The organism is Rothia kristinae NBRC 15354 (assembly GCF_001570865.1).
In the GTDB taxonomy this organism is placed as follows: Bacteria; Actinomycetota; Actinomycetes; order Actinomycetales; family Micrococcaceae; genus Rothia; species Rothia kristinae.
Genome location: NZ_BCSM01000006.1, coordinates 113,844 through 137,365 on the forward strand (window position 1 = coordinate 113,844; position 23,522 = coordinate 137,365).

The window sequence follows — 23,522 nt, forward strand, 5'->3', positions numbered from 1 at the left end:
CCGTCCGACAGACGGGGTCCGGGCGCGGATCGACGCGACCGCCCGACGTCGGGTTCAGCAGGTGCGGGGACCCAGCAGACCGAGGTCCTGCACCGCCTGGCGCTCGGCGCGCAGCTCCCGCACCGAGGCCTCCAGCCGGGTGGTGATGTCCTCGGACATCTCCAGGTCCGGCACGACCCGCCAGCCGCCGGCGGAGCAGATGACGGGGGCGGAGGAGATGACCCCGGGCTCGACGCCGTAGGAGCCGTCGCTGGGCACGCACATGGAGGTCCAGGTGCCCTCCGGGGTGCCGTGCACCCAGTCGCGCACGTGGCGCAGCGTCGCGTGGGCCGCGGAGGCCACCGACGAGCCGCCGCGCGCGGCGATGATCGCGTGTCCGCGCATGGCCACGGTGGGCATGAAGGTCTCGGTGATCCACTCCTGTCCCAGGCCCCGCTCGGTGAGCACCTCGCGGGCACCGCGTCCGCCGATGCGGGCGTGGTCCAGGTCCGGGACCTGGGTTCCGGAGTGGTTGCCCCAGATGATCACCCGGGAGACGTCCCGCACGGGCGCCCCGGCGGCCTCGGCCAGCTGGGCCTCGGCCCGCAGGTGGTCCAGGCGGGACAGGGCGGTGAAGCGCCCCAGGGGCACGTCCGGGGCGTGGCTGGCGGCGATCAGGGCGTTGGTGTTGGCCGGGTTGCCGACGACGGCCACCCGCACGTCCTCGGCCGCGGCGGCGTTGATGGCCCGACCCTGCTCGGCGAAGATCGCGGCGTTGAAGGAGAGCAGGTCCCCGCGGTCCATGCCGGGTCGGCGCGGGGCGGAGCCGATGAGCAGGGCGAGGTTCGCCCCGTCGAAGGCGACCTCGGGATCGTCGGTGATCTCCACGGAGTCCAGCAGGCCGAAGGCGCAGTCCGCAAGCTCCATGGCGGTGCCTTCGGCGGCGGGCAGGGCCGCGGGGATCTCCAGCAGCTTCAGGCGCACCGGCTGATCCGGACCGAGCATCTCACCGGCGGCGATGCGGAAGAGGATGGCGTAGCCGATCTGCCCGGCGGCCCCGGTCACGGTGACGGTCACGGGGTCCCGGCGCAGTCGGGCGGTGGTCGTGGTGCTGGTCTGCATGGTTCCCAGGCTAGTGATCCGCCCCGTCGGCCCCGCGTGTGTGACGCGGGGCCGACGGGGCGACAGGGATGGGCCGGCGACGGCGTCGGGCCGGAGCACCGGGGACTAGAGCACCAGGGACAGGGCCAGCACCCACAGGCAGGCGTAGGCGAGCAGGCCGAGGCTGTAGGGCAGGGCCAGGCGCATCAGGCGGGACTCCTGCCCGGAGCGGTCCACCGCTGCGGTGGCGATGGCGATGGACTGCGGGGAGACAACCTTCGCCATCAGCCCGCCGGCGGTGCTGGAGGCCACCAGCAGGGTCTGGTTGACCCCGATCTGCCCGGCGGTCACGGCCTGCAGGCCCGCGAAGAGGGTGTTGCTGTTGACCACCGAGCCGGTGACGAACACGCCGATCCACCCGATGATCGGGGACAGCAGGGGGAAGACGGAACCGGCCGCGGCCAGAGCGAGGCCGAGGGTCGAGGACATGCCCGCGAAGCTCATGATGTTCGCCACCGCCATGACGAGGCAGATCATGAGGATCGGGGTGGACAGCTGCCGCCAGGCCCCGGCCAGCTCCTGACCGGCCTCGCGCCAGCCGATGGCGCGGGTGCTCAGCACGGTGATGATCGCCGCGACAAGGATCGCGGTGCCGCTGGCGGAGAGCAGGTTGAGGTTCCACACCGCCGTCAGCGGGGCGTCCTGCTCCACGATCGGGGTGGTGCGGGCCACCGCCTGATGCAGGGCGGGCATCTGCAGGGACAGCGAGGTGAAGGACAGTGGCCCGCCCGGGGCGGTGAGAGCCTTCACGCCCGGCAGGGACCACAGCAGGATCAGCACGGAGAGGATGTAGAAGGGGCTCCAGGCGGCCAGCACCTGCCTGCCGGCGGGGCGATCCCCGCCGGTCGCAGCCGCAGGTTCGGGGGCGCCGGGTTCGCGGTAGATCCGCTTCGGCTGCCAGCGGCGCATCGTCACGGTCAGGGCCACCATCGCGCCCAGCGGCGGGACGATGTCGGCCAGCTCCGGGCCGAGCAGCAGCAGGACCGCGGCCTGCAGCCCGCCGAAGACCAGCCCGGAGACCAGGGCCACGGGGAAGGTCTCGCGCAGCCCGCGCCAGCCGTCCATGATGGCCATCAGCAGGAAGGGCACGGCGGCGGTGACCAGGATGGTCACCAGCACCATCATGGCCGACAGCTCGTGCAGGCCCACCCCGCCCTGCTGGGCCCCGACGATCACGGGGATGCCGATGGCCCCGTAGGAGCCGGCCGCGGCATTGGCCACGAGCGCCAGCATGGCCGCGCGCAGCGGTTCGAAGCCGAGAGCCACCAGCAGCGCCGCGCAGATCGCGATGGGGATGCCGAAGCCGGCCGCGCCCTCCAGGAAGCCGCCGAAGCAGTAGGCGATGAGCAGGACCTGCACCCGCTGGTCCGTGGAGATCGCGGCGATCGTGGCCCGGATGGTCTCGAACTTCCCGGCGCGCACCGCGATGCGGTACAGCCAGACGGCCATCAGCACGATCCAGCCGATGGGCCACAGGCCGTTGAGCACACCGTAGACGGCGGCCGAAGCGGCCGAGGGCACGGGCAGCCCGAAGACCGCGGTGCCCAGCACGGCGGTGAGCGCCAGGGCGATGATCGCGGCGGTGATGCCCTTGAGTTTGAACAGGGTCAATCCGAGGAGGAAGACGAGGATGGGCAGGGCCGCGACGAGAGCGGAGAGCCAGAGGGAGCCCAGCGGGTCGTAGTGCTGCAGGAACATGTCCGGTGCGAGCCTTTCGTGTTCTCGGAAGGCCCCGTCCGTGAGCGCCATCGTCCACGCGTGCCGGGGATCCTCCGGACCCGAGTCTACCCAGCAGAACACTCACGAACCCACATAAACCCACACGAACGCAGTATGTGACGGCGTGACCTTCGTCAAGCCGCACGACCCGCCGGCTCAGGCGTCGATCTGCTCCAGGTCCAGCTCGTCCGCGTGGGAGATGATGAAGTCCTTCCGGGGGGCCACCTCGGAGCCCATCAGCAGGGAGAACGCCCGCTCGGCGGCCTGGGCGTCCTCGATGCGCACCCGGCGCAGCAGGCGCTGGCGCGGGTCCATCGTGGTCTCGGCCAGCTGGTCCGCGTCCATCTCCCCCAGGCCCTTGTACCGCTGGATCGGCTCCTTGTACCGCTGCCCCTCGGCCTCCAGGCGGGCCAGCACCTCGTGCAGCTGCTTCTCCGAGTAGGTGTAGACCATCTCGTTGTCCCTGCCCCGGCGCACGATCTCCACCCGGTGCAGCGGGGGCACCGCGGCGTAGACCCGCCCGGCCTCCACCAGCGGGCGCATGTAGCGGTAGAACAGCGTCAGCAGCAGGGTGCGGATGTGCGCGCCGTCCACATCGGCGTCGGTCATCATCACGACCTTGCCGTAGCGGGCGGCGTCGAGGTCGAAGGTGCGCCCCGAGCCGGCCCCGATCACCTGGATCAGCGCCGCGCACTCGGCGTTGGCCAGCATGTCCGTCAGGGAGGCCTTCTGCACGTTGAGGATCTTCCCGCGGATGGGCAGCAGGGCCTGGTAGTGGGAGGCCCGGGCCAGGCGGGCCGTGCCCAGCGCGGAGTCGCCCTCCACGATGAACAGCTCGGAGTGGGCGACGTCGTCCGTGCGGCAGTCCACCAGCTTGGCCGGCATCTGCGAGGTCTCCAGGGCGTTCTTGCGCCGCTGGGTCTCCTTGTGCACCCGCGCGGAGATCCTGGATTTCATCTCCGCGACGATCTTCTCCAGCACCTGCCCGGCCTGCTGCTTCTGCGCTCGGGCCGAGGAGGTCAGGGTCTTCTCCAGCTGCTGGGAGACCACCTTGGAGACGATCTGGCGGGCCGCGGGAGTGCCCAGGATCTCCTTGGTCTGGCCCTCGAACTGCGGCTCCACGAGGCGGACGTTGAGCACGGCGGTGAGTCCGGCCAGGGCGTCGTCCTTCTCCACTTTGTCCGTGCCGGCCTTGAGCTTGCGGGCGTTGGCCGCGATCTGCTTGCGCACGGTCTTCAGCAGCCCCTGCTCGAAGCCGGTCAGGTGGGTGCCGCCCTTGGGGGTCGCGATGATGTTGACGTAGGAGCGCACGGTGGTCTCGTAGCCGATGCCCCAGCGCAGCGCCACGTCCACCTCGCACTCGCGCTGCACCTCCTGCAGCTGCGAGCGCCCGTCGGGCCCGAGCACGGGCACGGTCTCGGTGAAGGCCCCGGTGCCCTGGAAGCGCCAGACGTCGGTCACCGGCGCGTCCGGGGCGAGGAACTCCACGTATTCGGCGATGCCGCCGTCGTGCTGGAAGACCTCCTCGTGCGGGCCCTCGGCCCCGGCCGTGCCGGGAAGCCTGCGCTCGTCGGTGATGGACAGGCGCAGGCCGGGCACCAGGAAGCTGGTCTGGCGAGCCCGCTGCACGAGGTCCTCGTAGCCGAAGGCGGCGTCCGGGGTGAAGATCTGCCGGTCGGCCCAGTAGCGCACCCGGGTGCCGGTGGCCCCGCGGCGGGCCTTCCCGACCACCCGCAGGGCTTCCCCGGGCTCGGCCGGGGTGAAGGGGGCGTCCGGGGAGGGGGCTCCGGTGTCGTCGAAGGTCCCCGGGATGCCGTGGCGGAAGGACATCTGGTGGGTCTTCCCGCCCCGGTCCACCTGCACGTCCAGGCGGGAGGACAGGGCGTTGACCACGGAGGCGCCGACCCCGTGCAGGCCGCCGACGGCGTTGTAGGTGCCGCCGCCGAACTTGCCGCCGGCGTGCAGCTTGGTGAAGACCACCTCGACGCCGGTGAGTCCGGTGCGCGGTTCGATGTCGGTGGGGATGCCGCGCCCGTCGTCGCGCACCTCCACGGAGCCGTCCCGGTTGAGCACGATGCCGATGGCCTGGCCGTACCCGGCCAGGGCCTCGTCCACGGAGTTGTCGATGATCTCCCACAGGCAGTGCATCAGCCCGCGGGAGTCGGTGGAGCCGATGTACATGCCGGGGCGCTTGCGCACCGCCTCCAGGCCCTCCAGGACGGAGAGCTGACGTGCCGTGTACTCGGACTGCTGGGGACTCACGGAAACGGTGCTCCTCACGGGGACGGGCGGGTGCGGGCGGGGTCGGGACAGTGCCCCAGTCTACGACGGGCGCGGGCAGCACCCATGCCCACAGCGAACTGGACGGGGCCGGGATGACATCGGGGGTGCTCCGTGTTTGCATAGATGGACATCAGCGCCGCCCCGATCCCCCGCCGCGTGCGGGTGCAGGGGCGGGAACGACTCGTCAGGAGGACCATCATGACGGCAACTCTGGAAGCACGCCAGCTCGACGCGACCGACCGCTGCGACTCCTGCGGAGCCCAGGCCTACGTGCGCGTCGTGCTGGAATCGGGCGGGGAGCTGCTGTTCTGCGCCCACCACGCCAGCGCCAACGAGGCCAAGCTGCGCCCGATGGCCAGCCTCTGGCAGGACGAGCGGGATCGGCTCACCACGCCCGCCGCGGTCTGAGATCTCCTCGGGCAGCCACGCGAAGAACCCCGCATCGCCGACACGGCGGTGCGGGGTTCTTCGCGCTCTGAGGCGGGTCCGAGAGGATCCCGGCGGGCCGGTGAGCCGCACCAGGGGCCTCCCCGACCCGGGTCCGGCTCAGTCCAGGTAGTCCCGCAGCACCTGGGAGCGGGAGGGGTGGCGCAGCTTGGACATGGTCTTGGACTCGATCTGGCGGATCCGCTCGCGGGTCACGCCGTAGACCTTGCCGATCTCATCGAGGGTCTTCGGCTGGCCGTCGGTCATGCCGAAGCGCATGGCCACCACGCCGGCCTCCCGCTCGGAGAGGGTGTCCAGCACGGAGTGCAGCTGCTCCTGCAGCAGGGTGAAGGACACGGCGTCGGCGGGGACCACGGCCTCGGAGTCCTCGATGAGGTCGCCGAACTCGGAGTCCCCGTCCTCGCCCAGCGGGGTGTGCAGGGAGATCGGCTCGCGGCCGTACTTCTGGACCTCCACGACCTTCTCCGGGGTCATGTCCAGCTCCTTGGCCAGCTCCTCCGGGGTGGGCTCGCGGCCGAGGTCCTGCAGCATCTGCCGCTGCACGCGGGCCAGCTTGTTGATGACCTCGACCATGTGCACGGGGATGCGGATGGTGCGGGCCTGGTCGGCCATCGCCCGGGTGATCGCCTGCCGGATCCACCAGGTGGCGTAGGTGGAGAATTTGAAGCCCTTGGAGTAGTCGAACTTCTCCACCGCGCGGATCAGGCCCAGGTTGCCCTCCTGGATCAGGTCCAGGAAGAGCATGCCGCGCCCGGTGTAGCGCTTGGCCAGGGAGACCACCAGGCGCAGGTTGGCCTCCAGCAGGTGGTTCTTGGCCCGCTTGCCGTCGTGGATGACCCAGCGCAGCTCCTTGCGCAGCTGCGGGTCCAGGGTGTCCCCCTCGGTCTTCATCTTGTGCTCGGCGTACAGCCCGGCCTCGATGCGCATCGCCAGGTCCACCTCCTGCTCGGCGTTCAGCAGGGAGACCTTGCCGATCTGCTTGAGGTAGTCCTTGACCGGGTCCGCGGTGGCACCGGGGGCCTGCACGCGCAGGGCCGGCTCGTCGTCGTCATCGGAGGTGGAGATCACGAAGCCGTTGCCGCGCGCGGCCACGGTCTTCTTCTCCTTCTTGTCCTCGTCCTCGACGACCTCCTCCTCGGTCTCCTCGGCCTGGTCCTCGACGTCGGCGCTGTTGGCCAGCTCCTCGATCTCATCGGCCTTGGTCTTGCGCGCACCCTTCTTCGGGGCGGCCTTAGCGGCCGAGCGCGAGCGGGTGGAGGTCTTCTTCGCGGTGGCGGTGCGGGTCCCGGACTTCGCCGTGGTGCCCGACTTCGCGGCGGACTTGGCCCGCGTGGTCTTGCCCGCGGAGGTCTTGGCGGCACCGGTCTTCGTCCCGCCGGTCTTGCCCGCACCGGCCTTGGCGGCGGTCTGACCGGCGTCGGTTCCGGACTCAGCGGTCTTGGCGGCCGCGGTCTTTGCCGCAGCGGTCCCGGCGGTCTTCGTCCCGCTCTTGCGCGCGGTGGTCTTGCCGGCGGCCTTGGTGGCGGTGGACTTGGCGCCGCTCTTGGCGGCCGCGGTCTTGGTTCCGCCGGCCTTCGCCGCGGACGCGGAGCGCGCGCTCGAACGCCGGGCCGTGGTGGTGCCGGCGGACGTCGTGGTCGTGGTGGCCGCGGCGGAGTCGGTCCGCTCGGCGGTCGTCTTCTGGGCAGCAGGAGACACTCAAGAGCCTTTCTTCCCGGTGGTCGGACGTCAGATGCGCCCGAAACGCCTATGACCCTGTCAAGTCCGGCGTCCTCCGTGAGGACGATTCCCACTGCCGGGCCCGCAAGGTCGTTCGGTGGTGACAACGCCCGGGGCCGCACCGCTTATTCCCGTCGGCGCAGATTTCTCCGACGGATCTGTTGACGCCGCGACCCCGCGGGGGTAATGGACTCCCCCCCCCCCGCCGCAGCAGCCCGGGGGGTCAGTCCCGGTGGAACAGCCACTCCGGCAGGTATCCCCGATCCAGCAGTCCGCTCACCAGCACCACGGCCTGCCCCAGGATCGGGTCCTGCGCCGCCTCCAGGCGACGGTAGGCCTCCCGGGTGCACCCCTCCTGCCAGGCCAGCAGGGACAGCCCCACCTCGGCCCCCGAGGCCCAGGGCTGCTCGCCGTCGGCGGCGATCAGCCCCAGCAGGAAGCGCAGGGCGCAGCGCCGGTCCGGATCGGGTGCGGTCGATCCCCGACCGAAGATCAGCTCCAGGGCGGAGACCGTCAGGGGGTCGTCTTCCGGCGGACCCGCGGGCTCCGGGTCGGCGTCGGAGACGGGCTGGTTCTCCGCGGCCTCGGTGAGCGTGTCCAGGCGCCGCTCCAGCCACCCCCGCAGGGCCTCGCCGTGCCGGGGGCCCAGCTGGGCCGCGGCGAGCATCGTGAGCACCCCGCAGATGCCCGGCAGGCGAGCGCCCAGGGCCGCGGCATCCTCCGGCGCGGTGGCCTCGGCCAGACTCGCGCTCAGGACTGCGGCCTCGGGGCTGGCGGCGTCCGGGGACCAGCCCTGCTCTTCGGCCCGCACGCGGTGGGCTCGACACAGCCGGGCCATGCGATCCAGCGCGTCGCCGAGGCGCCGCTGCTCCTCGAGGGCCGGCGCCCGCCGGGGCCCCTGCGGGGTCGGCGGCCAGCATCCGGTGTCGGGATCGTGATCGGCAGCCAAGCGCAGGAAGATCTCGGCGCAGCGGCTGCGGAAGGAGTCGCGCCAGGCCCGGGCCCGGTCCCGACCGCACAGGGCCTCCAGGTCGGGAATGCCCGGCAGCGGCTGCACCGCGCCGACCGGGGACCGGGCGCTCAGCGGATGACCGCCGACGGCCGCCGCGACGGCCACCGGGGAGGCGAGGACGTCCTCCAGGGTCCCGCCGCCGTCCACCAGCCAGCAGGCCTCGCCCACGCGGTGCTCGGGCGGGGCCAGCAGCGGGGCGAACTCCCCGTCGGCGCTGCCCACGCTCAGCCGCCCCCAGCGCCCTGCGCTCCGGTCCATGACCAGCAGCTCCCGGGGCCGGGCCCCGCGCAGTCCCGCGGCGGCCACCGCGTGCATGCTGGCCAGCAGCACCGCGGTCTCGGCGAGGAAGGAGGCGGCCTCGGGAGGCCGCCCGGTGTCCAGGAGACGCCGGGCCTCGGGCGCGAGCGGGGCCGTGCGGTGGGTGTAGGCCACGGTGAACATCCCGTCGGGGGCGCTGCTGCGCTGCACCTGCTCCAGCACGGGCTCCAGGCACCCGGCCCAGGAGCCGATGTCCTCGTCGGGATCCGGCAGGGGCAGGGTCAGGCACGGGCCCAGGCGCTGGTCGGTGAAGAAGATCAGGGCGAGGCACTCCTGCGGCCAGCGGCCGGAGTGCAGGGGCAGCAGGGCGATCACGTCCTGGGCCCGGGTGATCGGGGTGCCGGGGTCGGCGTCGAGGGGCAGGTCGGAGGCTGGGGATGTCGTCATGGCCCCAGGGTGCCCGAGGGCCCAGACCCCGTCCCCGAGCGAGGCCGCGCGATTCCGGCGTCCCTATGGATGGGCGGGCGGATCCCGCCGGAGATCGTGCGCCTGGGGAAACTCCCGTCCCCGCTGCGGCGCCACCAGAGCCTCGGGCTCAGTCCTCCGAGGAGTCTTCGTCCTGTTCGGCCAGGAAGGCCTCGATGGTCGCGCCCAGCTCGTCGGCGTCGGGGATCTCGGATTCGTCCCGCGCCAGCAGGGACCGCTGGGCGGAGCCTCCGACGTGCTCGTCGTAGCGCTGCTCCAGGTGGGTGACGATGGCCTGGACCTCCGGGGAGCCGCTGACCTGGTCGTCGATCTGCTGCTCGACCTCGCGCCCGGATTCCCGCAGTCGGTCCGTGGGAAGGTTCAGGTGCGTCGCGGCCCCCAGGTGCTCCAGGGCGATCAGCGCGGCCTGGGGCAGCTCGGCGTCGGCGAGGTACTGCGGGACGTTCACCGTGTACCCGATCGTGTCGAAGCCCCGCTCGCCGAGGACGACCTCCAGCATCTGAGCCGCGGAGCCGCCGAGCTCGGCGATCGGCTTCCACGGGGAGATCCCGGCGATCAGGTCCTCCCGGTTGCCGTGCGCGGTCACCGGCAGCGGTCGGGTGTGCGGCACGGGCATGGGCATCGAAGACACGGAGGCCACCAGAGAGACGTCGAGGGTCTCGGCCAGCTCCACGACGGACTGCGCGAACCGCTGCCACAGCAGGTCCGGCTCGGGCCCGGACAGCAGCAGGAACGGCTGTCCGAGCCCGTCGGTCACGGCCCGCAGGGACAGCTCCGGCAGGTCGAAGTCCTCGAAGTGGTCCTCGATGAACTTCACCCGGGGGCGCCGGGAACGGTAGTCGTAGAGCCGGTCGACGTCGAATTCGGCGACCTGCTGGGAATCCAGCGTCTCCAGGATCTCCTCCCCCACCTGGCGCGCAGCCTGCCCGGCCTCGGCGTAGCCGGTCATGGCCACGACCAGCGGCAGGCCCTTCAGCCGGGGATCGCCCAGCAGCCCCGCGTGACCCAGGTAGAGCTTGTGCGATTCGTGCATGGTGCCGATTCCCCTTCCTCACGTGCCCCCGGGCCCGACGGGTGAGAGGGCCCGATGAGCGGCGACACGGCCTGATCCAGATCCCGGCGCGTCCGGGCGGGGAACACGTTCCGGCCCACCGGAAGAGGGCCTTTCGGGGTGATCCGCCCGACACCTGCGGCCCGGTGAGGGCCTAAGGTTGTGGTGTGCGCGCCGCGGGGCGCCGCCGGATGGCTCGACGTCCCGTGTCTGTAGCAACGGTACCGGCGCCCGCGGTATTTCCCGCCTCCGGGTGAGCCGCGGCGCAGTGCACCGGCTTGCGGCGGCGCTGACTGCATCCCCGTTTTCCGAGCAAGGAGAGCTTCCATGACCGAATCCCACGATCTGGCCCTGTCCGTCACGGCCCCCGACGACGGTCTCGAGGTCCGGGCGCTCGTCGTCGGCGTCCTGCCCTCGGGGCAGGGGGCCCGGCTGGCCCCGCACCACCTGCCGGAGGAGACGGCGGAGGGTCTGCAGGCCGTCCTGGCGGACCTCGGCATCACCGGGGCCCGCGATGAGGTCCGCCGCCTGCCGGGGGCCGAGTCCACCGGGGCCGACGTGCTGGTGCTGGTCGGCATGGGCGAGCTGCCCGAGGAGGGCCGGGCGCGCCTGGATGCCCTGCGCTACGCGGCCGGCTCCGCGATCCGACAGCTGCACGGCATGGACAGCGCGGCCCTGGACCTGCCGGCGGGCGACGTCGCGGAGGTCGGGGCCCTGGCCGAGGGGGCGGCCTTCGGGGCCTTCGTGGACCCGATGCACCGGACCTCCGAGGAGGATCGGCAGCGCACCCCGGTGGGCGAGGTCGTGATCCTCACGGAGGTGGAGGCCGAGGAGGCCGAGCCGGTCCTGACCCGGGCGCTGATCCTGGGCGAGGCCGTGGATTCGACCCGCCGCCTGGTCAACGAGGCCCCGAACCACCTGTACCCCGATTCCTTCGCCGGCCGGGTCCTGGAGCGGGTGGCCGGGATCGACGACGTCGAGGTCGAGGTCCTGGACGAGGAAGCCCTGGCCGAGGGCGGCTTCGGAGGGATCCTCGGCGTGGGCCGCGGCTCCCACCGCCCGCCGCGCCTGGTGGTCGTGGACTACCGTCCCGAGGACGCCGGGCAGCACATGGCCCTGGTCGGCAAGGGCATCACCTTCGATTCCGGCGGACTGTCCCTGAAGCCGGGCACCGGCATGATGACCATGAAGTCGGACATGGCCGGGGCCGCGGCCGTGCTGAACACGGTGGCCGCCGCGGCGGAGCTGCGCCTTCCCCTGCGGGTCACGGGGTACCTGTGCCTGGCCGAGAACCTGCCCGGCGGCGGGGCGACCCGCCCGGAGGACGTGCTGGTCATGCGCGGGGGCACCACGGTGGAGGTCCTCAACACCGACGCCGAGGGTCGCCTGGTGATGGCCGACGGGCTGGCCTACGCCTCCGAGCAGTCCCCGGACTGCCTGCTCGACGTCGCCACCCTGACCGGGGCGCAGGTGGTGGCCCTGGGCGAGCGGTACGCGGCGGTGATGGGCGAGGAGTCCCTGCGCGAGTCCGTCGCCGAGGCCGGTGCGGAGGCGGGCGAGCCGTTTTGGCCGATGCCCCTGCCGGAGGAGCTGCGCGCCGGGCTGAAGTCGCCCGTGGCGGATCTGAAGAACATCGGCGCGGGCCGGGCCGGCGGGATGCTCACGGCCGGGCTGTTCCTGCAGCGCTTCGTCGGGGAGGTCGACGGGCAGCAGATCCCGTGGGCCCACCTGGACATCGCCGGGCCGTCCTTCAACGAGGGCTCGGAGTACGGGTTCACCCCGAAGCAGGGCACCGGGGTGGCCGTGCGCACCCTAGTCACCCTGGCCGAGCGCATCGCGGGGGCCTGAGCCCCTCTCCTCCTCGGTGGCGCCGCGGGGTCGGTCTCGACCGGTCCCGCGGCGCCTCCGGTTTCGGGGGCCGCCGGGATCGGACTCCGTCGGGGGTCGGGCTTCGTCGGGACGCGGCGCGGCAGGTGGAGCGGTGCCGGACGGCACTATAGGGTAGGTGGTGACTGACCCACACGTCGCGGACCGATGGAGGTCCGATCCACACTCGAGGAGCGTCCACGTGGCCGATTCGCCCAAAGCTTTCGACATTCTCATCCTCGGCGGAGGCAGCGCGGGCTACGCCGCCGCCCTGCGCGCCGTCCAGCTCGGCTTCAGCGTCGGTCTGATCGAGGGCTCCAAGGTCGGCGGCACCTGCCTGCACTGGGGCTGCATCCCCACCAAGGCGTACCTGCACTCCGCGGAGGTCGCCGAGGAGGCCCGCGAGTCCGAGAAGTACGGCGTCAAGCTCTCCTACGAGGGCATCGACATGGCCGCCGTGCGGGACTACAAGGACAAGATCATCGCCGGCAAGTTCAAGGGCCTGCAGGGCCTGCTGAAGATGCGCGGGGTCACCGTCATCAACGGCTGGGGCCGCCTGACCGGGGAGCGCACCATCGAGGTGGACGGCACCGAGTACACCGGCGAGCACATCATCCTGGCCTCCGGCTCGGTGTCCAAGACCATGGGGCTGGAGATCGGAGGTCGGATCATGACCTCCACCGAGGCCCTCGAGCTGGACTACCTGCCGAAGTCCGCGATCGTGCTCGGCGGCGGCGTGATCGGCTCCGAGTTCGCCTCCATGTGGAACTCGATGGGCGTGGACGTCACGATCATCGAGGGCCTGCCGCACCTGGTGCCCAACGAGGATCCGGCGATCATCAAGGTCGTGGAGCGCTCCTTCAAGAAGCGCGGCATCAAGTCCAACCTCGGCACCTTCTTCGAGAAGGTCGAGCAGGACGACGACGGCGCCAAGGTGACCCTGGCCGACGGCAAGGAGTTCGACGCCGACATCGTGCTGGTGGCCGTGGGCCGCGGTCCGAACACCAAGGACATGGGCTACGAGGAAGCCGGGATCACGATGGACCGCGGCTTCGTCATCACCGACGAGCGCCTGCACACCGGCGTGGGGAACATCTACGCCGCCGGGGACATCGTCCCGGGTCTGCAGCTGGCCCACCGCGGCTTCCAGCAGGGCATCTTCCTGGCCGAGGAGATCGCCGGGCTGAACCCGGTGGTCGTCGCGGACATCGACATCCCCAAGGTCACCTTCTGCGATCCGGAGATCGCCTCGGTGGGCTACACCCAGCCCAAGGCCGAGGAGAAGTTCGGCAAGGAGAACATCGAGGTCTCCGAGTACAACCTCGCCGGCAACGGCAAGTCCTCGATCCTCGGGACCGGCGGCATCGTCAAGCTCGTGCGGGAGAAGGACGGCCCGATCATCGGCGTGCACGCCGTGGGCCGGCGCATGGGCGAGCAGATCGGCGAGGCCCAGCTGATCGTGAACTGGGAGGCCTACCCCAAAGACGTCGCCAAGCTCATCCACGCCCACCCGACGCAGAACGAGTCCCTCGGCGAGGCGGCCATGATGCTGGCCGGGCACCCGCTGCACGGCTGAGCCACCGCACCACCCCGCGCACAGGCACAAATCACTAGGAGAAACGGGAAGACGATGTCCGAAACCGTAGAACTGCCCGCACTCGGCGAATCCGTGACCGAGGGAACCGTGACCCGCTGGCTCAAGGCCGTCGGCGACTCCGTGGAGGTCGACGAGCCGCTGGTGGAGGTCTCCACCGACAAGGTCGACACCGAGATCCCCTCCCCCGTGGCCGGGGTCATCGAGGAGATCCTCGTGGAGGAGGACGAGGAGGTGGAGGTCGGCGCCCCGCTGGTGAAGATCGGCGACGGCTCCGGCGCCTCCTCCTCCGACGATGACGCCGCCGAGGACTCCGCCGCGGCCGAGGAGTCTGATGACTCCGCGCAGCAGGAGAACGAATCCGAACCCGAGACCCCGGCCGAGGAGAAGGAGCAGAAGGACGAGGAGTCGTCCTCCGCTTCCAGCGGCTCCGGTGAGGCCCAGGAGGTCACCCTCCCGGCTCTGGGCGAGTCCGTGACCGAGGGGACCGTGACCCGCTGGCTCAAGGAGATCGGCGAGACGGTCGAGGTGGACGAGCCGCTGGTGGAGGTCTCCACCGACAAGGTCGACACCGAGATCCCCTCCCCCGTGGCCGGCACGCTGCTGGAGATCAAGGTCCAGGAGGACGAGGAGGCCGAGGTCGGCCAGGTCCTCGCCCTGGTCGGCGAGCAGGGTGCCTCCGCGGGGTCCGCCGAGCCGGAGCCCACCCCCGAGCAGCAGGCCCCGGCCGAGCAGAAGGAGGAGAAGAAGGAGGCCGAGCAGCCGAAGCAGGAGTCCTCCGCGGCCCGGGCCGAGCAGCGCTCCGCGAAGCAGCAGAGCAAGGCCCCGGAGCCGGCCGCTGCCACCCCCGCCGCCGGACAGTCCTCCGGGACCCCGTACGTCACTCCGCTGGTGCGCAAGCTGGCCAAGCAGGAGGGCATCGACCTGTCCACCATCGAGGGCACCGGCGTCGGCGGTCGCATCCGCAAGCAGGACGTGCAGGCCGCGGTCGAGGCGAAGAAGAGCCAGGGCCCCGCCTCCGCCGAGCAGAGCGCTCCCGCCTCCGCACCGGCTCAGGCCGCCCCGCGCGCCGAGAAGCCGCCCCAGGCCCCGAAGCCGTCGGCCAAGCGCGGCACCACGGAGAAGGCCCCGCGCATCCGCCAGGTCATCGCCAAGCGGATGAAGGAGTCCCTGGAGGTCTCCGCGCAGCTGACCCAGGTCACCGAGGTGGATATGACCCGGGTGGCGATGCTGCGCAACCGCGCCAAGGCGGACTTCCAGGCCCGCGAGGGCGCCAAGCTGACCTTCCTGCCCTTCTTCGCGAAGGCCGTGGCCGAGGCGCTGCAGCAGCACCCGGTGCTCAACGGCTCCTTCGACGAGGAGAAGAAGGAGATCACCTACAACGCCTCCGAGGACCTCGCCTTCGCCGTGGACACCCCGCGGGGTCTGCTGGTCCCGGTGGTCCCGAACGCGGGCGACCTGAACCTGGCCGGTCTGGCCAAGAAGATCGCCGACGTCGGGGCGCGCACCAAGGACGGCTCGATCGGCCCGGATGAGCTCTCCGGCGGCACGTTCACGATCACGAACATCGGCTCCTTCGGGGCCCTGTTCGACACCCCGATCATCAACCAGCCGCAGGTGGGCATCCTGGGCACCGGCACCATCGTGAAGCGGCCCATGGTCGTCACGGACGCCGACGGCAACGACTCGATCGCGATCCGCCACATGTGCTACCTGTCGCTGACCTACGATCACCGGCTGGTCGACGGCGCGGACGCCGGACGCTTCCTGGCGACCGTGAAGAAGCGCCTCGAGGAGGGGCAGTTCGAGGCCGAGCTCGGCCTCTGAGGCTCCCGGATCCCGGACTCCACGGCCCGCTGACTCCCGCCCACGGCGGGGTCGGCGGACCGTCGCCGTCTCCACCGGCACCCGGCGTCGTCGCCGGCCCGGCGTCCTTCGTCTCCACTGGTCCGGGACCCGGGGAGCTGGGGGCGTGAACCGCACGACATCATGGTGACACCATGTCGCCAAGATCGTCCGAGCCTGCCTATGCTGGAGGCATGTCTGTGCTCATGTCACTCCTACTCTTCCTGCACATCGTCGGCGCGGCCCTGGTCTTCGGCCTGTGGGTCGCCCACCTGCGGACCCCGCGGGTCCTGCCCGGCCAGTTCCACGCCGCCCTGCTGCAGCTGATCACGGGACTGGCGATGGTGGGCATCAGCGAGGCCCACGGCGGCAGCTCCCACTCCTACACCTGGATCGGCATCAAGCTGATCCTCGGCCTGGTCATCACCGTCCTGGCCTACATCGGCCAGCGCAAGGACAAGCGGGGCGAGACCGTGTCCACCGGCCTGGCCCACGCCGTCGGCGGCCTCGCGCTGATCAACATCGCCGTGGCCACGCTGCTGCACTGACGCCCCCCCCCCGGGATCCGGCGGGCCGGTCACAGGACCCGCACGCTCTCGATCCGCCAGGCGCCGGACTCGGCGCGCAGCCGGACCTCGATCCGCTGCTCATCGGGTTCGGCGCCGTCTTTGTCTCCGCGCGCCCGCCCCTCCCCGGCCTGGGCGGGTTCCTGGGTCCGATACCCCTGCACCCGCAGCGTCGTGCGCACGATCGCCTCGGATCCGCTGCGGGAGATCGGCTCGGGGTCCTGGACCGTGGAGCGCAGACCGGACCAGTCCGTGTCCGTCTCCTGCAGCCGCCGGATCAGCTGCGCATCCTGGGTGGCCAGCTCCTGGTCGGGCACCGCGTAACGCGCCAGCAGCGCGGCGTCCCGGGAGCGCAGCGCTTCGTCACGGGCCGCGAGCAGCCCGCCCAGGGCCGCCGCGGGATCCTCGGCGGCCGCGGGCGACTCCCCCTCCGCCGATCGCCGCGGCTCGGCGGAGGACACCGCGTGTTCCGAGGCGCCCGAGCCGCCCTCCGAGCCCCCGCCCGTCGACGCGGGATCGGCGGTCTCCGCGCTCGCCTGGGCTAGCGGCTGCACCTGCTCCTGCCCGTCGCGCAGCAGCAGGCCGCCTCCGACGGCGAGCGCGGACAGACCCAGCAGCCCCGCGGCGCCGAGCACCAGGGCGCGCCGACGCCGGGCCGGGGCCGACAGGCGCAGCGCCGCGGCCGAGCGACGTCGTGATCGCCCGGTGCGGCGCAGCTTGCGCGTGCCCGGATCCTCGACGTCGTAGACCAGCCGGTCCCGGGACTGCTCCGCCTCCTCGACCTGCTCGCCCGATCCCGGGCCTGCCCGGCGAGGCCCGGCCCCGCCGGGATGCCCCTCCCGCTGGCGGGGCAGGCGCCCGGCGAACTCCTCCCGCACGGAGGCGTGCAGATCCACGGGCTCGGCCTGCAGGGCGCCGCGGAAGACCTGCACGATCTCCTGCACGCGCGGGCGCCGCTGCGGATCCGGGTCCAGGGCCTCCTCCAGGACCGCCACCACCTGGGAGCCGATTCCGGGGCACATCAGGGGCAGCGGCGCCCGCTGGGCCTCGGGCCCCGGCGGCCGGCCGGTGAGCATCAGCCACGCCAGCTCGGCGAGGGCCCACACGTCCTCCGCAGGCTCGAGACCTTCCTCGGCCTCCCGCCACGGATCGGGCAGGGGCGGGCGCAGGAGCGTCTGGGAGCTGCGGGTGAAGAACACCGCCCCCGCGTCCAGGCCGCCGTGCACGAGGTCCTGGGCGTGCAGCCAGGACAGCGCCCGGCACAGGTGGGCCACGACGCCGGCGCACTCGGCGGGGCTGATCCGCTCCCTGGCCGCGAGGACCTCCGCGAGCCCGCCTCCCTCCGGGAACTCGCTGATCAGCAGCGGGGACAGGGGGTCTGCGGCATCGGCGCCGTACACGTGCAGCAGGTGCGGGTGGCGCAGGCCCGGGGCCCGGGCGCTGACCTGCTCGGCCCACCGCGTCGCGCTGCGGATCAGCTGCTCCTGGGCCGCTGCGCCCTCCGGAGGGAGGTACACCCGCACCATGCGCTCGCGGGCCAGGCGGCGTCGGGCGGCGTCGAGGTACCCGCGCTCCAGGGCGCGCACGGGCCCGCGCGCGGCGGCGGCTTCCCCGATGCGGGTGCGCGGATCCGGTGCGGCGGGGTCGTCCCCTTCCGCCGTGCACCGGGCGTACCAGAGCACGGAGGATTCCTCCCGACGCAGCCGGGTGACCAGCTCGTAGTCGCCACCCCTTCCCGCGGACTCCCCCGGCTCGGGATCGTCCTCCGGAGGCGGGGCACCCGGCGCCTGGACCTCGGGCAGCACGGGCCCGCGCGGCCCGGATGACTCCCGTGCGGGTGACGCCGCTGCAGATGAGGCCTGCGGGACCGCCGGGGCCTGCGGGGTCGGTGGCGGCGGTTCCGGGTGGCCGGGGCCGGCGGAGGGGTCGAGCAGCGCGCGCAGTCGTCGGGCGGAGGGGGTGGCGTCGGAGTCCTGGGGTCTCATGGGCCCAGTTCTACCGGCCGCAAGCCGCCGACGACGGCGTTGTCCACAGGCTGCCCCCGATCGCAGGGTCCCGGACTCGACTCCGGTTGGGGCGCGTGCGGGCCGGGAGTACGCTGGACGGCATGGCACTTGAGATGCGGCGGGTCGGCTTCGCCCCGGACCTCGTGGACTACCGACAGGCCCTGGCCCTGCAGGAGCGGCTGCACGAGGAGGTCGCCTCCGGGCGCCGCCAGAACACCGTGCTGCTGCTGGAGCACCCCCCGGTCTACACCGCGGGCAAGCGCGCCCTGCCCGAGGAGTATCCGCGCGACGGCACCGAGGTGGTGCCCATCGACCGCGGCGGCAAGATCACCTGGCACGGACCCGGCATGCTCATCGGCTACCCCATCGTGAAGCTGCCGGAGCCGCTGGACGTGGTGCGCTATGTCCGGATCCTGGAGGAGGCCATCATCGAGGTCCTGGCTTCCCTGGGCGTGCACGGCGAGCAGGTGGAGGGCCGCTCCGGGGTGTGGATCCGCGGCGAGGGCACCGCCCCGGACCGGAAGATCGCCGCGATCGGGCTGCGCGTGGCCCGCGGCACCGCGATGCACGGCTTCGCGATCAACTGCAGCAACAGCCTCGATGCCTTCGACACCTTCGTCCCGTGCGGGATCAGCGACGCCGGGGTCACCACCATCAGCCGGGTCACCGGGCGGAATATCACCCCCGAGGACATCGTTGACACGGTGGAGGACGCATTGCGTCGCCGGGCCGACCTGCTGGCAGCATCCTTCGAACCCGCCCGCCCCACCACGGCCGCCTGAGGCCCCGCCATCGTCGTCGGGCCCGTGCGGCCCACCCGCCCCCGCAGGAGGAGCACCCATGACCATCGCCCCCGAAGGCCGTCGGCTGCTGAGCGTGCAGGCCCGCTCCGGACGCGCCGCGGACAAGGACCGCAGGCTGCGCCGCGTCGAGCGCAAGAACGCCGAGACGCCCATCGAGAAGAAGCCCAGCTGGATGAAGAACCGGGCCGTGATGGGCCCGGAGTACCAGGAGCTGAAGCAGCTGACCCACAGCCAGGGCCTGCACACCGTGTGCGAGGAGGCCGGCTGCCCCAACATCTACGAGTGCTGGGAGGACCGGGAGGCCACGTTCCTGATCGCCGGGGACACCTGCACCCGACGCTGCGACTTCTGCGACATCATGACCGGGCGGCCCTCCGCCCTGGACCCGCTGGAGCCGATGAAGGTGGCCCGCTCCATCCGGCAGATGGATCTGCGCTACGCCACGATCACGGGTGTGGCCCGGGATGACCTGGACGACGGCTCGGCCGCGCACTACGGGCGGGTCATCGAGGCCGTGCACGAGCAGAACCCGAACACCGGCGTGGAGATCCTCATCCCCGACTTCCAGGACAAGCACGAGCGGCTGAAGCTGGTGGCCGACGCCGAACCGGAGGTCTTCGCGCACAACGTCGAGACCGTCCCGAGGATCTTCAAGAAGATCCGCCCCGCCTTCTCCTACGAGGGATCCCTGGACGTGATCTCCTACGGCAAGGAGCGCGGGCTGGTCACCAAGTCCAACCTGATCCTCGGGATGGGCGAGACCAACGAGGAGATCTACGAGGCGCTGTGCGATCTGCACGACGCCGGCTGCGACATCATCACCCTCACCCAGTACCTGCGTCCGTCTCCGCTGTTCCACCCGATCGACCGGTGGGTCAAGCCCGAGGAGTTCGTGCAGCTGTCCGAGGCGGCCGAGGAGATCGGCTTCCTGGGGGTCATGGCCGGACCCATGGTGCGCTCCTCCTACCGGGCCGGGCGCCTGTGGGCGCGGGCCATGCGCAAGATGGGGCGGGAGATCCCGGAGCACCTGGCCCACATCGCCGACGAAGGCAGCGCCCGGCAGGAGGCGTCCTCCCTGCTGAAGAGCCTCGCGTAGACTGGACCCCGTCTTTCTCCGTTCCCTTCCGCTCCCGGGATCGCGCTGCGGCCGCCGGGGCGGAGGCGGACACCCATCATCAGCAGTGCTAGCGAGGTATGGACTTGGCGTCGACGTCGTCGAACAGGAAGCCCGCGCCCACCCGCGAGGAGCGGCGTGAGCAGAAGCGGCAGCGGAAGCAGAACAAGGGGCCCGGCTGGTTCTCCCAGATGAAGCAGGTCTACGGGATGACCAAGAAGTCGGATCCCAACATCACCTGGATCCTGCTGCTGTCCGCCCTGGCGACCCTCCTGGTGTTCCTGCTCATCGGCGTCCTGCTGCACAACTGGATCACCTGGCTGATCATCGGCATCCCCGTCGCGGTGCTGGTCGCCGTCATCATCCTCTCCCGGCGGGCCCGGCGCGCTGCCTACGCCCAGGTGGAGGGCCAGCCCGGCGCGGCCGGCGCCACGCTGCAGGACCTGGGGCGCGGCTGGATCATCGAGGAGCAGCCGGTGGCCTTCAACCCGCGCACCCAGGACCTGGTGTTCCGGGCCCTGGGACGACCCGGCGTCGTGCTGGTCACCGAAGGTCCGACCCAGCGGGTGCGCTCCCTGGTGGGTCAGGAGCGCAAGAGGCTGCACCGGCTGGCCCCCAACGTCCCCGTGCACGTGGTCAACACCGGCGACGGCGAGGGGCAGGTGGCCCTGAAGCGCGTGAGCAAGACGGTGCGCGCCCTGCCCAAGAAGCTGACCCAGCAGGAGGTCCACGAGGTCTCCAAGCGCCTGTCCTCCCTGAACCGGTCCCTGCCGGTGCCCAAGGGCGTGGACCCCATGCGGGCCCGCCCGGATCGGAAGATGATGCGCTGAAGGCGCCCTGCGACCGCATCGACCTGAGCGGCCCGGTCTCCACCTCCCCTCCCCGAGGGGTGGAGACCGGGCCGCCGGCGTCATCGGGGGCGCCCTCACGGGCGGTGGGCTCACCGTCCGTGGGCTCGCCGCAGGGGATCCTCAGCGGATGCGCACCAGCACGGTGTCGTTGAGGCGATCCTGCAGCCCGCGCTGGTCTTCATCCATGACGACGGCGGGGATCACCAGGGTGACCAGCAGGGCCCGCAGCGCGGCCCGGCCGAATCCGGCGGGGGTCCCGCGCAGGGTCTGCACCTGCATCCCGCACAGCAGGTGGCCCAGGGTGTGGCCCCACATCCCCACCAGCAGGCTCTGGTAGGCGAGGAAGACCACCAGCGGCCAGATCCCGGCCCAGCCCTGCACCGTGCCCACGGCCAGCCAGCAGATCCCGAAGCACAGATACCAGTCCAGGGCCAGGGCCAGCAGGCGCCGGGGGAAGCGCGCCACGGAGCCCGGGCCCGCCGCGGGACGGCCCAGGCGCTGACCCGGCCAGTCCGGGGCCGCGGCGTCGTGCTCGGAGGTGGGGGGATCGGGGATAGCCATGATGGCCCAGGATAGCCGAGAGCCGCCGCCTCCCGGAGGCCGGGGGTCCCCCGCGGTAGGGTGGGAGCCACAGGCCGGCCGCCGACCCGCGTCGCCGCCTCGCCCCGGGCCCGCGTTACCGCGGGGAAACACTCGGGATACGGCGGGGCAACGTCGTCACCCTAGGTTGGGGCCACCCGCACCGCGGCGCACGGCCCGGAAGCCGCTTCCGGGATCGCCGCGCGGTCGCCGCAAGCTACCCGAAGGAGAGCCCCGACCATGTTCCAGAACGGCCAGGAAGTGCTGGACTATCTGAAGGAAGAGGATGTCGTGTTCGTCGACATCCGCTTCACCGACCTGCCCGGCGTGCAGCAGCACTTCAACCTCCCCGCCAAGGCCGTGGACGACGACTTCTTCGTCAACGGGCAGCTGTTCGACGGCTCCTCGATCCGCGGCTTCCAGGGCATCGCCGAGTCGGACATGCAGCTGATCCCGGACCCGAAGACCGCCTTCGTGGATCCCTTCCGGGTGGAGAAGACCCTCGTGGTCTCCTGCTCCATCGTCAACCCGCGCACCGGCGATCCCTACCACCGCGACCCCCGCGGCGTGGCCGAGCGGGCCGAGGCCTACATGAGGTCCACCGGGATCGCGGACACCGCGAACTTCGCCTCCGAGGCCGAGTTCTTCATCTTCGAGGATGTGCGCTTCCAGGTCACCCCGCAGCACACCTTCTACCGCGTGGACTCCGACGAGGCCCCGTGGAACTCCGGGCGCGAGGAGGAGGGCGGGAACCTCGGCAACAAGACCCTCACCAAGGGCGGGTACTTCCCCGTGGCCCCGGTGGACAAGCAGGGGGATCTGCGCGATGCGATCTCCGTGGCCCTGGACGAGGTCGGCCTGGAGGTGGAGCGTGCCCACCACGAGGTCGGCGCCCCCGGGCAGGCGGAGATCAACTACAGGTTCTCCACGCTGACCCTGGCCGCGGATGACCTGATGAAGTTCAAGTACGTGGTCAAGAACACCGCGGACGCCTTCGGGAAGTCCGCGACCTTCATGCCCAAGCCGGTCTTCGGCGACAACGGCTCCGGGATGCACTGCCACCAGTCGCTGTGGAAGGGCGGGGAGCCGCTGTTCTTCGACGAGCGCGGCTACGCCAACCTCTCCGACACCGCCCGCTGGTACATCGGCGGCCTGCTGGAGCACTCCTCGGCCGTGCTGGCCTTCACCAACCCGACGGTGAACTCCTACAAGCGCCTGGTCAAGGGCTTCGAGGCCCCGGTGAACATGGTCTACTCGCAGGGCAACCGCTCCGCGGGCATCCGCATCCCGATCACCGGCTCCAACCCCAAGGCTAAGCGCCTGGAGTTCCGCGCCCCGGACCCCTCCTGCAACCCGTACCTGGCCTTCGCCGCGCAGCTGATGGCCGGGCTGGACGGGATCCGCAACCGGATCGAGCCGCCGGAGCCCATCGACAAGGACCTCTACGAGCTGCCCCCGGAGGAGGCCAAGGACATCAAGAAGGCCCCGGGCTCCCTGGAGGAGGCCCTGGACGCCCTCGAGGCGGACCACGACTTCCTGCTGGAGGGGGACGTGTTCACCGAGGACCTGATCTCCACCTGGATCGAGTACAAGCGGGAGAACGAGCTCAAGCCGCTCACCCAGGTTCCCCACCCGCTGGAGTTCCAGATGTACTACGGGGTCTGAGCCCTCGACGCCGGAAAGCCCCCGCTCCCCCGCCCTCACGGGCCGGTGGAGCGGGGGCTTTCCCGTGCTCTGGGACGGTGCGACTGCGTTCGAGGGCCCGCACCTGCTCAACGCATCTGAGGTCATCATCCCGATCTGGTGGAGCGCGGCGACGATCTGTTCGGCCTTCAGCTCGTTGGAGCCTGGCTCATGACACCGCCAGCATCTCGCCAGTTTCCCCTGCATCTGGTGGGAACTTCTGGCCACCTCCGTCAACAGGGCATCCAGCGGATACGCGATGCGCAGCAGAGGGGTCGGTCTCCAGCCGTCCCACCTGCCCGGGGTGACCGATAATGAGCCTATGTGGCACTCGCCTGTCTTGACCTGGGTGAGGGCGCGATCCACGCTGACGCACGAGCTCGAGTAGCTTACCGCCGGGCACTAGTCCCCCGAGGTCGTGGATTGGGTGCGCGTGCAGGTGACGACGCGGCTGATCCCGATGCAGCGTCTGCTGGGATGCCGGGACTCCCAGAAGCGCC

The 23,522-nt window shown here is 71.6% G+C and carries 17 protein-coding genes; 9 read left to right on the forward strand and 8 right to left on the reverse strand.

What is annotated here, in order from left to right; genetic code table 11:
• Positions 1-54: 54 nt before the first annotated feature.
• The 3 genes from KKR01S_RS05400 to KKR01S_RS05410 form a co-directional block, all read right to left on the reverse strand.
• Positions 55-1,101 (reverse strand): malate dehydrogenase, encoded by a 1,047-nt coding sequence (locus KKR01S_RS05400; protein ID WP_217995733.1) that lies wholly within the window; start codon positions 1,099-1,101, stop codon positions 55-57.
• A gap of 105 nt (positions 1,102-1,206) precedes the next feature.
• The gene (locus KKR01S_RS05405; protein WP_061225487.1) at positions 1,207-2,838 is read right to left on the reverse strand and encodes an L-lactate permease; all 1,632 of its coding nucleotides are present in this window, start codon (positions 2,836-2,838) and stop codon (positions 1,207-1,209) included.
• Positions 2,839-3,015: 177 nt separating this feature from the next.
• Positions 3,016-5,121 carry a DNA gyrase/topoisomerase IV subunit B gene (locus KKR01S_RS05410; protein WP_061225488.1) on the reverse strand — a complete coding sequence of 702 codons (2,106 nt, stop codon included), beginning with the start codon at positions 5,119-5,121 and terminating at the stop codon, positions 3,016-3,018.
• A 219-nt stretch (positions 5,122-5,340) separates the two neighbouring features.
• Between KKR01S_RS05410 and KKR01S_RS05415 the strand changes: the two genes are divergently transcribed.
• A complete protein-coding gene (locus KKR01S_RS05415) occupies positions 5,341-5,550 on the forward strand; it encodes a DUF7455 domain-containing protein (protein WP_058730676.1) in 210 nt (69 codons plus the stop codon).
• Positions 5,551-5,688: 138 nt separating this feature from the next.
• On the opposite strand, the gene KKR01S_RS05420 is transcribed toward KKR01S_RS05415, so the two are convergent.
• The 3 genes from KKR01S_RS05420 to KKR01S_RS05430 form a co-directional block, all read right to left on the reverse strand.
• A complete protein-coding gene (locus KKR01S_RS05420) occupies positions 5,689-7,287 on the reverse strand; it encodes an RNA polymerase sigma factor (RefSeq protein ID WP_061225489.1) in 1,599 nt (532 codons plus the stop codon).
• A 244-nt stretch (positions 7,288-7,531) separates the two neighbouring features.
• Positions 7,532-9,025 (reverse strand): hypothetical protein, encoded by a 1,494-nt coding sequence (locus KKR01S_RS05425; protein WP_061225490.1) that lies wholly within the window; start codon positions 9,023-9,025, stop codon positions 7,532-7,534.
• Between the two features lie 148 nt (positions 9,026-9,173).
• The gene (locus KKR01S_RS05430; protein WP_058730679.1) at positions 9,174-10,097 is read right to left on the reverse strand and encodes a proteasome assembly chaperone family protein; all 924 of its coding nucleotides are present in this window, start codon (positions 10,095-10,097) and stop codon (positions 9,174-9,176) included.
• 345 nt (positions 10,098-10,442) lie between these two features.
• Between KKR01S_RS05430 and KKR01S_RS05435 the strand changes: the two genes are divergently transcribed.
• The 4 genes from KKR01S_RS05435 (at position 10,443) to KKR01S_RS05450 (ending at position 15,968) form a co-directional block, all read left to right on the forward strand.
• Positions 10,443-11,963, forward strand: a complete 1,521-nt coding sequence (locus KKR01S_RS05435) for a leucyl aminopeptidase (protein WP_058730680.1) — start codon at positions 10,443-10,445, stop codon at positions 11,961-11,963.
• 220 nt (positions 11,964-12,183) lie between these two features.
• Positions 12,184-13,557 (forward strand): dihydrolipoyl dehydrogenase, encoded by a 1,374-nt coding sequence (gene lpdA, locus KKR01S_RS05440; protein ID WP_058730681.1) that lies wholly within the window; start codon positions 12,184-12,186, stop codon positions 13,555-13,557.
• 54 nt (positions 13,558-13,611) lie between these two features.
• Positions 13,612-15,402 carry a 2-oxoglutarate dehydrogenase, E2 component, dihydrolipoamide succinyltransferase gene (sucB, locus tag KKR01S_RS05445; RefSeq protein ID WP_058730682.1) on the forward strand — a complete coding sequence of 597 codons (1,791 nt, stop codon included), beginning with the start codon at positions 13,612-13,614 and terminating at the stop codon, positions 15,400-15,402.
• Positions 15,403-15,614: 212 nt separating this feature from the next.
• Entirely contained in the window at positions 15,615-15,968 is a 354-nt protein-coding gene (locus KKR01S_RS05450) for a hypothetical protein (protein WP_058730683.1), read from the forward strand.
• Positions 15,969-15,997: 29 nt separating this feature from the next.
• Here KKR01S_RS05450 and KKR01S_RS05455 read toward each other — a convergent pair whose 3' ends face one another.
• Complete coding sequence (locus KKR01S_RS05455) at positions 15,998-17,971, reverse strand: protein kinase (RefSeq protein ID WP_129357593.1); 1,974 nt, start codon at positions 17,969-17,971, stop codon at positions 15,998-16,000.
• 122 nt (positions 17,972-18,093) lie between these two features.
• Here KKR01S_RS05455 and lipB point away from each other — a divergent pair, with 122 nt between their 5' ends.
• From lipB to KKR01S_RS05470, 3 genes are all read left to right on the forward strand, one after another.
• Positions 18,094-18,774, forward strand: a complete 681-nt coding sequence (lipB, locus tag KKR01S_RS05460) for a lipoyl(octanoyl) transferase LipB (protein ID WP_058731666.1) — start codon at positions 18,094-18,096, stop codon at positions 18,772-18,774.
• Between the two features lie 58 nt (positions 18,775-18,832).
• On the forward strand, positions 18,833-19,891 hold the full coding sequence (lipA, locus tag KKR01S_RS05465; protein WP_081046186.1) for a lipoyl synthase: 1,059 nt from the start codon (positions 18,833-18,835) through the stop codon (positions 19,889-19,891).
• Between the two features lie 98 nt (positions 19,892-19,989).
• A complete protein-coding gene (locus KKR01S_RS05470; protein ID WP_061225491.1) occupies positions 19,990-20,739 on the forward strand; it encodes a DUF4191 domain-containing protein in 750 nt (249 codons plus the stop codon).
• A gap of 141 nt (positions 20,740-20,880) precedes the next feature.
• On the opposite strand, the gene KKR01S_RS05475 is transcribed toward KKR01S_RS05470, so the two are convergent.
• Positions 20,881-21,321: an RDD family protein gene (locus KKR01S_RS05475; protein ID WP_061225492.1), complete on the reverse strand. Its 441-nt coding sequence runs from the start codon at positions 21,319-21,321 to the stop codon at positions 20,881-20,883.
• A gap of 258 nt (positions 21,322-21,579) precedes the next feature.
• Here KKR01S_RS05475 and glnA point away from each other — a divergent pair, with 258 nt between their 5' ends.
• The gene (glnA, locus tag KKR01S_RS05480) at positions 21,580-23,004 is read left to right on the forward strand and encodes a type I glutamate--ammonia ligase (protein WP_061225493.1); all 1,425 of its coding nucleotides are present in this window, start codon (positions 21,580-21,582) and stop codon (positions 23,002-23,004) included.
• Positions 23,005-23,522: the final 518 nt, after the last annotated feature.

What these genes read in the sequence shown, in the direction of transcription:
- lipB (WP_058731666.1), top strand. Translation starts at nt 18,094, where the DNA reads ATGGCACTTGAGATGCGGCGGGTCGGCTTCGCCCCGGACCTCGTGGAC.
- KKR01S_RS05470 (WP_061225491.1), top strand. Translation starts at nt 19,990, where the DNA reads ATGGACTTGGCGTCGACGTCGTCGAACAGGAAGCCCGCGCCCACCCGC.
- KKR01S_RS05455 (WP_129357593.1), bottom strand. Translation starts at nt 17,971, where the DNA reads ATGAGACCCCAGGACTCCGACGCCACCCCCTCCGCCCGACGACTGCGC.
- sucB (WP_058730682.1), top strand. Translation starts at nt 13,612, where the DNA reads ATGTCCGAAACCGTAGAACTGCCCGCACTCGGCGAATCCGTGACCGAG.
- KKR01S_RS05435 (WP_058730680.1), top strand. Translation starts at nt 10,443, where the DNA reads ATGACCGAATCCCACGATCTGGCCCTGTCCGTCACGGCCCCCGACGAC.
- glnA (WP_061225493.1), top strand. Translation starts at nt 21,580, where the DNA reads ATGTTCCAGAACGGCCAGGAAGTGCTGGACTATCTGAAGGAAGAGGAT.
- lipA (WP_081046186.1), top strand. Translation starts at nt 18,833, where the DNA reads ATGACCATCGCCCCCGAAGGCCGTCGGCTGCTGAGCGTGCAGGCCCGC.
- KKR01S_RS05430 (WP_058730679.1), bottom strand. Translation starts at nt 10,097, where the DNA reads ATGCACGAATCGCACAAGCTCTACCTGGGTCACGCGGGGCTGCTGGGC.
- KKR01S_RS05400 (WP_217995733.1), bottom strand. Translation starts at nt 1,101, where the DNA reads ATGCAGACCAGCACCACGACCACCGCCCGACTGCGCCGGGACCCCGTG.
- KKR01S_RS05425 (WP_061225490.1), bottom strand. Translation starts at nt 9,025, where the DNA reads ATGACGACATCCCCAGCCTCCGACCTGCCCCTCGACGCCGACCCCGGC.
- KKR01S_RS05415 (WP_058730676.1), top strand. Translation starts at nt 5,341, where the DNA reads ATGACGGCAACTCTGGAAGCACGCCAGCTCGACGCGACCGACCGCTGC.
- KKR01S_RS05450 (WP_058730683.1), top strand. Translation starts at nt 15,615, where the DNA reads ATGTCTGTGCTCATGTCACTCCTACTCTTCCTGCACATCGTCGGCGCG.
- KKR01S_RS05405 (WP_061225487.1), bottom strand. Translation starts at nt 2,838, where the DNA reads ATGTTCCTGCAGCACTACGACCCGCTGGGCTCCCTCTGGCTCTCCGCT.
- KKR01S_RS05475 (WP_061225492.1), bottom strand. Translation starts at nt 21,321, where the DNA reads ATGGCTATCCCCGATCCCCCCACCTCCGAGCACGACGCCGCGGCCCCG.